This is a genomic window from Stenotrophomonas sp. B2 (genome assembly GCF_014947095.1).
Classification (GTDB): Bacteria; Pseudomonadota; Gammaproteobacteria; order Xanthomonadales; family Xanthomonadaceae; genus Stenotrophomonas; species Stenotrophomonas maltophilia_P.
On sequence record NZ_JADCQA010000011.1, the window covers coordinates 98,566 to 112,069 of the forward strand.

A 13,504-nucleotide genomic window follows, 5' to 3' on the forward strand; every position below is an offset into this window, starting at 1 on the left:
TCAGTGTGCGCCTGTGGCGTGCGCGCTGCCCCGATGGCCGGGGCGTGCCAGCAGCAGGTGTGAAACGCCGATCGAACGTTCCAGGAAGCCGCCCTCGCAGTAGGCCAGGTAGAACTCCCACAGACGGCAGAACCGGGCGTCGAACCCCTGCGCATGCACTGCGGGAAGCTGTGCGAGGAATCGCTGGCGCCACGCCCGCAGCGTGAGGGCATAGGAATGGCCGAAGTCCTGCTGCGCCAGCAGCTGCAGATCGCTGGCACGGGTCTTGGCGGCCATGATCGCGTTGACGGAAGGGATGAAGCTGCCGGGGAACACGTGGCGTTTGATGTAGTCCACGCTTCGGCGCGCCTGCTCGTAGCGGTGGTCTTCAATGGTGATCGCCTGCAGCAGGGCCAGCCCGTCCGGCTTGAGCAGCCGTTGCAGGGTGGCCATGTAGGTGTCCAGATACTGGGCGCCGATCGCTTCGATCATCTCGATCGAGACCAGCTTGTCGTACTGCCCGTCGAGGTCGCGATAGTCCTTCATCAGCAGGGTGATGCGATCCTCCAGGCCCGCGGCGCGCACCCGTGCCGTGGCCAGCGCATGCTGCTCGGCGGAGATCGTGGTGGTAGTGACATGGCAGCCGTAATGCTGCGCGGCATGCAGTGCGAATCCGCCCCAGCCCGTGCCGATCTCGACCACCCGGTCTCCGGGTGCCAGGCGCAGCTGCTGGCAGATGCGATCGAGCTTGCGCCGCGAGGCGTCCTCGAGCGTGTCCTGCTCGCTGGCGAACAGTGCCGATGAATACATCAGGTCCGTTGACAGGAACAGGGCGAAGAAGTCGTTGCCGAGATCGTAGTGAGCCGCGATGTTGCGCCGGCTGCCTTCGCGGCTGTTGCGGCGCAGCCGGTTCCAGCCGCGCAGCAGCCAGCCGCCGATGCGTGCCGGGCCACGTTCCATGCCGTCCAGCAGATCGCGGTTGCGCACCAGCAGGCGTACCAGCGCAACCAGGTCGTCGCATTGCCAGTCGCCATGGATGTAGCTCTCGCCGGCGCCTACGCTGCCTTGTGCGGCGACTTTGCGGTAGAACGCCGGGTCATCGATGGTCACAGTGACATGCAGTTCCCCCGCTGCGTCACCCAGCAGTGTTTCGCCGAGGGCATCCCGTACCCGCAGCTGGCCTTCGCGCAGCGGCGCAAGCTGGGACAGCAGGCGTTGGCGCAGGTATGCGTCGAGCGCGCCGGCCCGGGGCATGGCTGCCGATGGAGTCATCTCGTTCATCGCGTTTTTCCGGCAAGTGAGGGGTGGTCATGGACCGGGTTGCGCTTGAGCCACAACCGCAGTGCATGCCAGTGAATCGCCGCAACGACCTGCACGGTCATCAAGGGATACAGGGTGAGCACCTTCGCCAGGCCGCGCCCGTCCAGCGGTCGTCGCTGCATGTGCTGCGTGGCGTCGAACTGGCGCACGCCCTCCTGCAGAACCTGCATGTGGACCCTGAGGTCCTCGCCGGGCGTGCTGAACCGCCAGTCGTAGGTGCAGTCCATCGCCATGAAGGGCGACACATGGAAGCGCTTCTGGAACTGCCAGCGCAGTGAGCCCGGCTCGCTGGCCGCTTCTGCCACTGACAGGACGTAGGCGTGGCGCTCTTTCCAGGGCGTATTGGTGATGTCGGCCACGATGCAGTCCAGTGTGCTGCCGTCAGGCTGGTAGCAGTAATAGAAGCTGACCGGGTTGAAGACGTGCCCGCCGAAGCGCAGATGGGTCAGCAGGCGGATGGGGCCCGCCGGGCGATGACCCCGCACGCCTGCGACATGGCGGCGGACCGCCTCGGCAAGCGGCATCGAGGGGTCGCCGAAGTAGTCGCTGCGCCGGAACTCTGCCAGATTGCGGCGGTTCAAGGACCACAGCCATCGTCCGGCAAAGATCGTGTCCAGCTCGTCGAGATCAAGCAGCAGCTGCGCGACCGGGTAGCGGAAGGCGTGCGCGTGCGGCTGGTGCCTGCGGTGTATCACGTGGCCGAAGTAGAGGGCGCTGGCGCTCATGCGGCGGCCTCGTCCTGTGTCATGGGACGTGGCTGTGGCGAACAGGTCCGCATTGCGTCGACGACACGACGGGCACTGCGGATGCCATCTTCGTGGAAACCCCACCCCCAGTAGGCTCCGGCAAACCAGGTGTGGCGGCGGCCCTGTACGTCGGCCCAGCGCTGCTGGGCTCGGACTGCAGCATGATCGTGCACCGGGTGTGCATAGCTCATACGACGCAGTATGCGGCGTGGGTCGATCGCCTCGGTGCGGTTGAGCGTCACGACCAGCGGGATGTCGCCGGGCAGTCCCTGCAGCAGGTTCATGCAGTAGCTCACGGTGCAGGGAGCGGCGGGATCGCGCGGCACATGCGCGTTCCATGCAGCCCATGCCTTGCGGTTGCGGGGCAGCAGGGATGCATCGGTGTGCAGTACGACGTCGTTGGGCTGGTAGCGGATGGCACCGAGTACGTCACGTTCGATCGGATCGGCATCGGCCAGCAGTGCCAGCGCCTGGTTGCTGTGGCAGGCGAGGATCACTTCATCGAATCCTTCCACGCCCGCAGCGCTGTGCACGCGCGCGCCCCAGGGCATCCGCTCGACGGCGAGGACGGGACACTCCAGGCGCTCGTGCACCCGCCAGCGGCGGCGCAGGGCGTCCACGTAGCGCGCCGAACCACCTTCCACCACGCGCCACGGCGCGCGGCCGGTCATCTGCAGCATCTGGTGGTTGGCCATGAACTGGGCCAGGTAGCGTGCGGGGAAGTCCAGGACGGTCGCCGTCGGCGACGACCACAACGCCGACGCCATCGGCAGCAGATGCTCGTCGACGAAGGCCTTGCCATAGCGCTGGCTGCGCAGATAGTCGCCCAGCGTTGGGCCTTCCCGCTCGGCCAGCAGCAGCGGCGCATCGCGATAGAAGCGCCGCAGGTCGGAGAGCATTCCCCAGAAGCGCGGCGAAACGAGGTTGCGTCGCTGGCAGAACAGGCCGTCCAGCGAGGTGGCGTTGTACTCCACGCCCGAACGCTCGCTGTGCATGGAGAAACTCATGGTGGTGGGCTGCGAGGTGACGCCCAGCTCGTCGAACAGCGCGCTCAGCAGCGGATAGTGCAGCGGATTGAACACGATGAACCCGGTGTCCACAGCCATCCGCGTCCCGCCCAGCTCGATGTCGTGGGTGTGGGTGTGTCCGCCGAGATAGTCGTTGGCCTCGAACAACGTGACGTCATGTTCGCCGTCCAGCCACCATGCACTGGCCAGACCAGAGATTCCCGAGCCGATGACTGCGATGCGCATGTCAGTATCTCGCCTTGTCCAGGACCCACGCAGGGATGGGTTTGAGCCCGCTGACCAGCCGCAGGGCGGCCATTGCGCGCAGCCCGTACCAGGTCATGTCCACCTCCCACCAGCGGAAGCCCTGCCTGACCGAGCCGGGAAAGAAGTGATGATTGTTGTGCCAACCCTCGCCGAAGGTCAGCAGTGCCAGCCATAGATTGTTGCGGCTGTCGTCACGGGTATCGAAGCGGCGCCGGCCGAAGCGATGCGCCAGCGAGTTGATGGTGACGGTGGCATGGAACAGGACGACGGTGGAAACGAAGAAGCCCCAAACCAGAAGCTGCGGCCCGGACGTGTGCAGGCCGGGCGCTGCCCGTTCGAGCAGTTCGCCCAGTACATAAAGGCCTGCCGCCAGCAGTACCGGCACCGCGATGTCGAAGCGGTCCAGCCAGCGCAGTTCCGGGAACCGGGCCAGATCAGGCACCCGGGCAAGGTCGGTGGTGAACGCCTCGCGGGTCAGGAACCAGCCCATGTGACTGCGCCAGAATCCGCGCTGGCGTGGGGAATGGGGGTCCTGCGGCTGGTCGGCGTGGCGGTGGTGATGCCGGTGGTGCGCGGCCCACCACAGCGGGCCGCGCTGCACGCTGGAAGCGCCGATCACCGCGAATACGAACTGCACCCAGCGCGGCGCCTGGAAGGTTCGATGCGAGAAGTAGCGGTGATAGAAGGCGGTGATCGCAAACATCCTGATCGCGTAGAGCGCAGCTGCCACGGCCACGGCGATCCAGGACACCCCCACCCAGATCACGCCGAGGCAGGCCAGGTGCATCAGCGCGAATGGCACCGCGCGCAGCCAGTCGATCCGATCCGCACGCCCACCGTCGGTGTCCATTGCAGTGCCGGCGTCGAACCAGCGCCGGATGGTGCTCAGAAGGCGTTCGCGTCGGCTGCGGAGGGGCGCTGCGGAAGCCATGGGGCGGATCTCGAGAGAGGCGTGTGTTTCTCTACGCAGCAGGGCGGGAAATGGATGCGCCTCGTTGCAGATTCTTCGTCTTCCTGTTTGTCTTCACTTCGCCGTAACGGCGCACCCGGCGACCAGAGGCCGCGCCCACGCCTGCTGCCACTGGCTGTCCGGCTGGGGCGCAGGCGGGCTGTCGAAGCGCACCACCACGGCGGGGTAAGTGCCACGTGCATCGCGCAGGTTGCTGGTGCCGCGGAACTCCAGCAGGCGACGATCGGCCTCGGCGTAGACCAGTGACAGGCGTGGGGCCACGCCGCCATACCAGGTGTCCAGCTGGACCTCGAATGACTGTGCAGCCAGCCCGCGCCAGCGGTTCGCACCACGCCAGCTGACCTTGACCGGATAGAAGCGCTGGCGCCCGGGGACGAGAAAGGGCAGGGTCACCTCGGCTCCCTGCAGCAGCGGTGTCCAGTGCTGGCGCACGGCCGCATCGAAGCCGGCATCGACGACTGCACCGGCAGGCGCTGGCAGGCGTGCCTGCCGCGATGTGGTCGAGGCACTCTCTTTCCACGAGATGCGGACTGCATCGCTGGACATCTCCACGTCAGCCTGCTGACCGGAGCGCTGGTCGAGCAGCCGGTAGCCGCGCGCCAGCGGTCGATCCGTGGCCGCCATGTGTTTTCTTGCGAAGGGCTGGCCGTCCGGGCACAGGTACTGGACCCAGCGCTCGGCGCCTTCCGTGGCGCCCCGCTGCCAATGCATCTCGCGGTAGGCCACCCGGCCATCCGGCAGGGTGGCGATGCCCTCGTTGTGCAGCAGGGTGGCCGCGAGGGCGGGGCAGGGCAGGCACAGCAGCAGGAAGGTGAGGCGCATCGAAGGCGCTCCGGCGGGATGTGTTCTGGCATACGCGGCAGGGCCGTTGCTGGATGCAGGTCGGTGCTGCATCCAAACGGGCCCGTGGCCCGTACTCAGGACAGACCTTCACCAGCCCGCCGCGACCGCAGATGTACCCTGACGCCGCCAGCCCTCCCGTTCCCTTCGACACCGCCCGCCTCGTGTCCAGTTCCCAGCAGCCCAGCACTGACGCACTGAACTGGACCGGTGACATGGACGCGGTGGCGCGGTTGCGCGACCGCGACTGCTTCATGCGCATCTATGACCACTTCATGCCCAGGTTGTGCGTCTATCTGCGCGGACTCGGCGTGCCGGATGCCGTGGCTGAAGAGCTTGCGCAGGAATGCCTGTTGAAGGTGTGGCTGCGCGCTGGAGACTACGATCCGGCGCAGGCGGCACTGAGTACATGGCTCTACCGGATCGCCCGCAACCTGCATATCGACCGGGTCCGGCGCGAGCGCAGCTGGATGCAGGTCCAGGCGGCCGTCGAAGAGGCCGCTGCCGCGGACCTGGTCGAGCGCAGCAGCGCCGAGCAGTTTGCCGACCATGCACGGCTGCGCCAGCGCATCAACGAACTGCCGGCCGTGCAGGCGCGCATGGTCCGGATGTCGTACTTCGAGGCCAAGAGCCACGGTGAGATCGCCTCCATTCTGGGCATGCCGCTGGGGACCGTGAAGTCGCATCTCCGCCGCGCATTCCTGCGCCTGCAGTCGCGGATCGGAGGTGCGCAATGAGCCCGCACCACCATCTGCACGAATCGACGTTGATGAGTTATGCGGCCGGCGCACTGCCGGCGCCACTGAGTATCGTCGCCGGCACGCATCTGGAGCGCTGCCCGGTGTGCCGGCAGCGCCTGCGGGAGGCTGAGGCGATCGGTTCGGCGCTGCTGGAACACACCCAGCCTGCGCTTGCCGAAGACCGCCGGGACGCCCTGCGCGAGGCCATGCTGGCCCATCTGTCCTCGCAGGCGGTCTCAGCAGCGGCCGAGCCATCATCGCCGCGGGAGGTGCCGCATGAACGGCCTGAGGCTGATCCGGACTACCTGCCGGCATCGCTGCACCCGTATTTCGGCAGGTCACTGGCAGCGCTGCGTTGGCGCTGGATCGCGCCTGGCGTGCACTGCATCCGGGCCGAACAGATGCCATCGTTGATCATGCTGAAGATCGCCCCCGGAAAGTGCCTGCCGATGCATAGCCACGGGCAGAGCGAACTGACGCAGATCCTGCGCGGTTCCTACAACGATGCGTTGGGCCTGTTCGCGCCTGGCGATGTCGCGGATCTTGACGAGGACGTTGAGCACCAGCCGGTGACCGCGCCGGGCGTGCCATGCATCTGTGTATCCGCGCTGGATGCCCCGCTGGTGTTCAGTGGTTGGCTGGCGCGCCGCATCCAGCGTTTCGTGAAACTCTGAGCCCCGTGGACAGCCACGCCGCCCCTGGCCGCATGAAGCTGCTCGTTGCCGGTGCAACAGGGCTGGTGGGGCAGGGCGTTGTCCTGGCCTGCCTGGAATCGCCCCGGGTGCAGCGTGTCACGGCACTGGTCCGCAGGCCGGGCAGCCGGCCGGGGCAGCAGGTCGCCGAGCTGCTGCTCGCCGATTTCCGGCAGGCCGCCGGGAGTGTTGACCTGTTTTCGGGATTCGACGCCTGCCTTTACTGCGCCGGAGCGCCGCCGGTGGGAACCCGCGAAGCCGAGTACCGCGCGGTCACCTTCGATGCCACGCTCGCGGTGGCGTCTGCGTTTGCCCGCGCATGTCCGCAGGGGCGCTTCCTGTACGTGTCCGGGGCTCATGCTGATCCGCAGAGCCGCATCATGCCATTGCGGGTGAAGGGGCAGACCGAACAGGCGCTGGCCCGCTTGCCGATCCGTACGGTGATGTTGCGACCAGGCGGTGTCCAGCCTGTTGCAGGTACAGGCACGGTGCATTCGTGGATGAAGCCACTCTATGGTGTCGGCGCCCCGGTGCTGGGGCTGGTCGCACGCATGGCCCCTTCCATCGCGACCAGCAATCTGGCCCTGGGGCGGGCGATGGTTGCATTGGCCGACATGCCACAGCCGCCGGGCGTCGTTGAGTGCGCGCAGATCAACCGGCTCGGAACCAGACAAGGCCCCTGAGCCGGCGCGCGCCCCGGTCCGTCAGCTGGAGGACGCCAGCACGCCGCGGATCGATTCGGCCAGATCGGCGCGCGTGAATGGCTTGCTCAGCAGCGCCGCAGAGCGGCCCGCGCCCCCCGGGGCGTCATGATCGCGCGGATAGCCGGATGTGAACAGAATCGCTACCTCAGGCCAGCGCTCCCGGACTTCGCGACCCAGTTCCCAGCCGGACATGCCGGGCATCACGATATCGGAGAACAGCAGATCGATGCGCGCGTCCGGGCGTTCCAGCAGGCGCAGCGCGGACGGCCCGTCATGTGCCTCCAGCACGCGGTAACCCAGCTGGCGCAGGGCGTCAACGGTGTACGCGCGGACATCGTCATTGTCTTCAGCGACCAGGATGGTCTCGCCGCGCTGTTCATAGCCGGCCAGGCCCGCTGCCGGCGCGGGAGATTCACAGGGCAGTGGCAGCGGCGAGCGCGGGAACATCATGGTGATGCTGGTTCCTCCGCCCTCCACGGAGTCGATCAGGACGTGGCCGCCGGACTGCTTGACGAAACCATGCACCATGGAGAGCCCCAGGCCCGTGCCACGCCCCACCTGTTTCGTGGTGAAGAACGGCTCGAACACCCGCGCCAGCGTATCGGCCGGCATGCCGTGGCCGTTGTCGCGGACGCGCAGCATCACGTACTCGCCCGGAGCCGCATCGGGGAACAGGGCGGCATAGTCGCCGTCGAGATGGCTGTTGTCGATCTCGACCTTCAGCCGGCCGCCGCTGGGCATCGCATCGCGTGCATTCACCGCGAGGTTGAGCACGGATGCCTCCAGCTGCGCGACGTCCAGTTCCACGCACCAGATGCCGGCAGCCGTGCTGATCTCCAGTCGCACCAGCTCGCCCAGCGCCCGCTGCAGCATGTCCTGCATTCCGAGCATGCAGTCGTTGAGATTGACGGCCTGGCTGCGCAGGGGCTGACGGCGCGCGAAGGCCAGCAGCCGCTGGGTCAGGCTTGCCGCGCGCGAGACGCCCTTCAGGGCGTTGTCCAGTGCGCGTGTGGTCGCCTCGGCCGACGCTCCGGGATGGCCGCTCAACAGCATCGCGTGCTCGACGTTGCCGGAGATGACCGTCAGGATGTTGTTGAAGTCATGGGCGATGCCGCCGGTCAGCTGCCCGACGGCCTCGATCTTCTGCGCCTGCCGGAGTGCATGCTCTGCCTGTAGTCGTGCGGTGGTCTCCACGGCTTCGGACACCACCGCGGTGACCTCGCCTGCGCCGTCCTGCAACGGACGGAATGAAACGTCGAAACTTCGCCGACCGGTGGGCAGCTCCAGTTCGAGCGAGTGCAGGGAGCTGCGCCCACGTACGGCATCGGCAACCGCCTTGTCGATCACCTCGCTCATTCCGGGCGTGGTGGTGAACCAGGGCGTCTGCCAGTAAGGGGTATCCACAACGTGCGCCTTCTCGGCCAGCACCGCGGCCAGCGAGGCGACGTTGGCGTCGACGACACGCCCGGACAGGTCAAGCAGCACCTGATGCTGGAAGCTGGACTCGAAGATGGACTGCAGACGTCGCTTGCTGGCCCGGAGCTCGGCGGTGCGCGCCTGAACCTGCCGCTCCAGCGACTGGTTGTCCTCGCGCAGGGCCAGTTCGGCGCGCTTGAGCTGGGAAACGTCGCTGCCCACGCAGATGTAGCCGACCACGCGGCCATCGGCTGCGCGCTCCGGTACGCAGTCCATCTGTACGAAGCGCGTCTCACCGCTGCGATGGGCAAGACGTGCCTGGAAGTTGGCGCGCTCTCCCTGGAGGACCTGCTGCAGGCTGGGCAGCGCCTCCTCGAAGGCTGAAATCCCACTGATCTCGCGCGCAGTCCGTCCCTGCACTTCGGCCAGGCTTACCCCGTGCCAGTCGAGAAACGCACGGTTGGCGAAGCGGAAGCGGTGTTCGTGATCGAACTGCGCGATCAGCGCCGGAACCACGTCGGTGATCTGCTGCAACTGCGCCTGGCTGTCATTCAGTGCCGCCTGGGCCTGGGCCAGCTTGCCACGCTCGTGCGCCTCCTGCCGTGCACGCCGTATCGCGTCCGGCAGTCGTTGCAGCCGCTGCTTCACCACGTAGTCGCGCGCGCCACGGGTCAGGGCCTGCACCGCCAGTTCTTCGGTAAGCGTGCCGGAAACAAAAATGAATGGCGTATGGGGGACGCGTTCGCGCGCCAGGGCCAGGGCCGCATCGCCATCGAAGCCGGGCAATACATGATCGGCGAGGATGACGTCATGCGTGCCGCTGTCGATGGCATCGAGGAAGCCCCGACGCGTCCATACGCGCTCCGCCTCGAAATCCAGGCCGGCCCGCAGCAGCTGGGCGGAGATCAGCTCCGCATCGAGTGCGCTGTCCTCCAGCATGAGGATGCGCAGGCGCTCGCCGCGGTCGGTGATATCACCCATGGTGGTGTCCCGAGCCGTTCGGGCGATGCGGCGGTGGTTGATTGGTGATTCCCCAGAACATGCCAAGACCCTGGATCGCGTCGAAGAATTCCTTGAAATCCACGGGCTTGACCACGAACGCGTTGACCCCTAGTTCATAGCTGCGGATCAGATCCTGCTCCTCCCGCGACGAGGTCAGCATCACGATCGGGGTGCTGCTGAGAACGGGATCGCCACGAACCTGCTCGAGCACCTCCAGTCCATTGACCTTCGGCAGCTTGAGATCGAGCAGCACGACCACGGGGCCGCCATGGCGGGCACCGGAAAAGGCGCCCTCGCATCGCAGATAGTCCAGCGCCTCGGCGCCGTCACGCACATGGATGACATCATTGAGCAGCTGGCAACGCGACAGCGCGGCCAGGGTCAACTCAGCATCCTTGGGGCTGTCCTCGACAAGCAGGATCGGCCGCAGGTCCCTCATTGAACATCTCCAGAATGCAGGGGCAGGGTGAAATGGAGGGTGGCGCCTTTGCCCGGCTCGCCCTCGGCCCAGGTGCGGCCGCCATGGCGGCCGATGATGCGGCGCACGTTGGCCAGGCCGATGCCGGTACCTTCGAATTCCTCGACATGGTGCAGCCGCTGGAACACGCCGAACAGCTTGTCCACATAGCGCATGTCGAAGCCGCAACCGTTGTCGCGCACAGTGAAGACATCCTCGCTTTCCGAGCGCTCGTGCGCCACTGCGATCACCGCGTGCGTGCGCTCGCGGGTGAACTTCACTGCATTGGACAGCAGGTTCTGCCAGACCAGGCGCATCATGGTGGGGTCGGCCTCAACCGGGGGCAGGTCCCCGATCTGCCAGTGGACGTCGCGTCCGTGGTATTCGAACTCCAGCATCTTCCGCACATCCTCCACCATGGCTGCCATGTCGATGCGTGCGCGACCCAGCGTCGAGCGGCCCATCTGGGAGAAGCTCAGAAGATCATCCACCAGCGTGCCGGCCGATTTGGCCGAATCAACGATGGTGTCGAGGAAACGCCGCTCGGTCTCGTTCAAGCGCTCGGCTGCCGAGCTGCCCAGCAGTTCGGAATAGCCCACGATATGCCGGAACGGGGCGCGCAGATCATGGCTGATGGAATACGAGAACGCTTCCAGCTCCTTGTTGCTACGCATCAGCTGCTCGTTCAGTTCGGCCATCTCTTCCGCCTTGCGCAGCACGATGTCGACGATGGCGTTGCGCATCTCGAGCGCCGCATCGCAGTCGACCTCGTTCCACGGCAGGCTGCGCTGCTGCACGGTCTCTTTCCATGCCTCGAATGAATGCCGTGGCGACAGGGCGTCGCTGCCGCCTGCGCTCTTGCGTGGATCGCCACCCCATCTGACCGTGCGTACCACCTCTGGGCGGAACCACATCAGGTAGCTGTCATGCAGCTGGGAGATGGATACGGCGATCACGCCGCTGGCGACATCGCTGAACTGCTCCGCAGGCGGCCAGGCCGCGGTCAGATGATCGGTGAAGTACATTTCCTCGCCCACGTGCGCGGTCGCGAGCCACTGTGCCAGCGCAAGTACCTCCGGATTCCCGGGGCATTGGCCCAGGCGCACGCAGTCGTTCCTGTGCACGATGGCCGCGCCCTGCGCGCCGGTCAGTGAAAGCAGGCTGTCGGGGTCCCGGCGGAGCGCGGCCATGAAGTCCTCGTCGCCGGCCATGCGGCCCAGCAGCTTGACCAGCAAGGACCGGCGCCCGACCCGTTCCTCCACGGCGCGTGCGCGCTGCTTCAGTGCGATCTGCAGCGACAGGATCTGCCCCATGAACTCGCAGGCCGTGCGCACGTGATAGGGCAGCCGGCGCGGCTGTGCGCTGTGGCACGACACCAGCCCCCACAGCTGCCCCTCGTGGATCAGCGAGACCGACATCGATGCCGCCGTGCCCATGTTGCGCATGTACTGCAGGTGCACCGGCGAGACGCTGCGGAGCGTGGAAAGGCTCAGGTCGGTGGGCGGGGCCTGGCGATGATGCCCGGCCCGCACCAGGGGCACGGGCGTGTAATCGCAATCGGCGATCAGCCGCACCCGGTTATGCAGATACAGGGCGCGCGCCTGCGCCGGAATATCCGATTCCGGGAAGCGCAGATCAAGATACGAAGGCAGGATGCCGTTGCCATCTTCGGCCACGACGGTTCCATTCCAGCCGGCGTCGAACTGGTAGACGAGCGTACGGTCGAATCCGGCGATCCTGCGTATGTGCGCAGCCGCCAGCTGGCAGAGATCCTCGACCGTCGCGGCACCCTCGATGGCGAGCATCAGTTCGCGGATCGCGGGGTACAGCTCCTCCAGCGAGGCGGGTTGACCGGCAACGGGGGCTTCCAGTTCGATCAGAAGATCGTCATCTGAACGATGCGCGAGCAACTGGTGGCGCCCCAGCCCATCCAGGTGGACCGCGCCCAGGTGCAGCGTGCCGCCGGGTGCGATGTGCCGCAGGCGATGTACGAAGGGGCCGATCACACCGCCCAGTGCGTTCTCGACATGCTGCATCAACGGATCACCGTACTGGCGCAGCGCGATGGGCTGGCTAACGGCACATTCCCGCACCAGCAGCGTCAGCGGATCCAGCACCAGCAGCACGCCATAGGGCTGGATGGCGCCCGGTGTGTGGATGGGTTCCCGCGCACAGTCCGACAGTGCATCGTTCCAGGTGCGATCAGCGGAAGGCATCAAGGGCGGTACTCATGATTCGTGACGGGCCGGGCGGAATGGAATGGTGACGGAAAATGCTGCGGCCGCATACCATCCGGACGATGTGAATGCCTGTTCACGCATTGCTGAACACTTCAGCTGCGCAACGCCGCACGAATGCAAACGCCTGTTGAGCCGCGCTGCAGGCCTGCTGGCGTTGCTGCTGCGTGAGGGGTTCCGCATCCAGATGCGCGCGGGTGATCCGCCATTGCTCGGCCACGCCTGCAGGCGAAGGTGCAAGGTGACGGGCGCCATGGCCGGCACCCAGCCCCAGCGCGGCGGCGTACTTGAGCAGGACAGCCGAACCCAGGGCAGAACCCTCGACGGTGTACAGCCAACCCAATGCCGACGCACGGGATGCGTGCTGCAGCCTGGGACGCCAGGCATGCGCGCGTGGCAGCGGGGCGCCCATATCCAGCAGATCCTGTTCAACCAGCTGCAGTCGTGCCGTTGCCGGAAGCATCAGCCCGTCCATGTACAGCGGCGCGGCGGCGTGGTGGAAATGCCATTGGACCTGGAGAAATCGCCCGTAGCGCAATGTGGATTCGAACAGGCGTTGCCCGATCAGGAACGCATCGAGGCTGCCGTGCACCGACCGCGTGGCGTCCCTCAGGTACACGCTCAACGGACTACCGGCAGACTGCTGGCAGCGGGCGGGTGGATCGGAGGACGGCAATGGACTGTGCATCTGCGGCACCCTAGCAGAATCGGTCCGCGGCCCGCACAAGATTTCGCGGTCACTGCATGTGCACTGCACACCCGCTGCACGCCGGTTTCCATAACGTACGCAGGACACTTCCACTGGCGCTCCGTCGTGAACCTGCACACACCCCCGAACACGTCCCACTCCATGCGCGCGATGCCGGACAGCTGCCAGTTCCAGCTGCTGGATGTGGATCTTCTGCAGGACCCCGGCACCCGCCGCATCGTTCACCTGTATTCCATGGTGGCACGCTGCCTGCGCTGCGAGACGGTGTTCAAGGCGGTGGAGGGGCAGGGCCTGGTCAGTATGTCGGCCATCCGCGTGCTGCGCTGCCCGACCGGCTGCGGGCAGCAGTCGCTGAAGGGCGCGACCCTGCGCAGCTGGCAGCCTGCGCCTGAAGCAACCGCCTGAAGCGCGCACCGCC

General features: G+C 66.6%; 13 protein-coding genes. 4 read left to right on the plus strand and 9 right to left on the minus strand.

Annotated features, from left to right (window positions below):
- The 5 genes from IMX13_RS14055 to IMX13_RS14075 all read right to left on the minus strand — a co-directional run bounded on the left by IMX13_RS14055 (nt 1) and on the right by IMX13_RS14075 (nt 5,111).
- The gene (locus tag IMX13_RS14055; RefSeq protein WP_193396565.1) at nt 1–1,260 is read right to left on the minus strand and encodes a cyclopropane-fatty-acyl-phospholipid synthase family protein; all 1,260 of its coding nucleotides are present in this window, start codon (nt 1,258–1,260) and stop codon (nt 1–3) included.
- Complete coding sequence (locus IMX13_RS14060) at nt 1,257–2,024, minus strand: DUF1365 domain-containing protein (protein ID WP_193396566.1); 768 nt, start codon at nt 2,022–2,024, stop codon at nt 1,257–1,259. The genes IMX13_RS14055 and IMX13_RS14060 overlap by 4 nt, the downstream gene beginning before the upstream one ends.
- The gene (locus tag IMX13_RS14065; RefSeq protein ID WP_193396567.1) at nt 2,021–3,298 is read right to left on the minus strand and encodes an FAD-dependent oxidoreductase; all 1,278 of its coding nucleotides are present in this window, start codon (nt 3,296–3,298) and stop codon (nt 2,021–2,023) included. The genes IMX13_RS14060 and IMX13_RS14065 overlap by 4 nt, the downstream gene beginning before the upstream one ends.
- A 1-nt stretch (nt 3,299) precedes the next feature.
- Complete coding sequence (locus IMX13_RS14070) at nt 3,300–4,250, minus strand: acyl-CoA desaturase (RefSeq protein WP_193396568.1); 951 nt, start codon at nt 4,248–4,250, stop codon at nt 3,300–3,302.
- Between the two features lie 93 nt (nt 4,251–4,343).
- Entirely contained in the window at nt 4,344–5,111 is a 768-nt protein-coding gene (locus IMX13_RS14075) for a hypothetical protein (protein WP_193396569.1), read from the minus strand.
- Between the two features lie 131 nt (nt 5,112–5,242).
- On the opposite strand from IMX13_RS14075, the gene IMX13_RS14080 reads away from it, so the two are divergent.
- The 3 genes from IMX13_RS14080 to IMX13_RS14090 are packed head-to-tail and all read left to right on the plus strand — an operon-like array spanning nt 5,243 to nt 7,244.
- Nucleotides 5,243–5,866, plus strand: coding sequence for a sigma-70 family RNA polymerase sigma factor (locus IMX13_RS14080; protein ID WP_065182216.1), 624 nt, complete (start codon nt 5,243–5,245; stop codon nt 5,864–5,866).
- Complete coding sequence (locus IMX13_RS14085) at nt 5,863–6,543, plus strand: ChrR family anti-sigma-E factor (protein ID WP_193396570.1); 681 nt, start codon at nt 5,863–5,865, stop codon at nt 6,541–6,543. Before IMX13_RS14080 ends, IMX13_RS14085 begins: the two co-directional genes overlap by 4 nt.
- A gap of 32 nt (nt 6,544–6,575) precedes the next feature.
- Nucleotides 6,576–7,244, plus strand: coding sequence for an NAD(P)H-binding protein (locus IMX13_RS14090; RefSeq protein WP_111186981.1), 669 nt, complete (start codon nt 6,576–6,578; stop codon nt 7,242–7,244).
- A 21-nt stretch (nt 7,245–7,265) separates the two neighbouring features.
- On the opposite strand, the gene IMX13_RS14095 is transcribed toward IMX13_RS14090, so the two are convergent.
- From IMX13_RS14095 to IMX13_RS14110, 4 genes are all read right to left on the minus strand, one after another.
- A complete protein-coding gene (locus tag IMX13_RS14095; RefSeq protein WP_065175684.1) occupies nt 7,266–9,662 on the minus strand; it encodes a response regulator in 2,397 nt (798 codons plus the stop codon).
- Nucleotides 9,655–10,122, minus strand: coding sequence for a response regulator (locus tag IMX13_RS14100; protein WP_053518529.1), 468 nt, complete (start codon nt 10,120–10,122; stop codon nt 9,655–9,657). The genes IMX13_RS14095 and IMX13_RS14100 overlap by 8 nt, the downstream gene beginning before the upstream one ends.
- Nucleotides 10,119–12,356, minus strand: coding sequence for an ATP-binding protein (locus tag IMX13_RS14105; protein WP_193396571.1), 2,238 nt, complete (start codon nt 12,354–12,356; stop codon nt 10,119–10,121). Before IMX13_RS14105 ends, IMX13_RS14100 begins: the two co-directional genes overlap by 4 nt.
- A gap of 97 nt (nt 12,357–12,453) precedes the next feature.
- Nucleotides 12,454–12,996: a biliverdin-producing heme oxygenase gene (locus IMX13_RS14110; protein ID WP_231107782.1), complete on the minus strand. Its 543-nt coding sequence runs from the start codon at nt 12,994–12,996 to the stop codon at nt 12,454–12,456.
- 240 nt (nt 12,997–13,236) lie between these two features.
- Between IMX13_RS14110 and IMX13_RS14115 the strand changes: the two genes are divergently transcribed.
- Entirely contained in the window at nt 13,237–13,491 is a 255-nt protein-coding gene (locus IMX13_RS14115; protein ID WP_181452142.1) for a hypothetical protein, read from the plus strand.
- Nucleotides 13,492–13,504 lie beyond the last annotated feature (13 nt).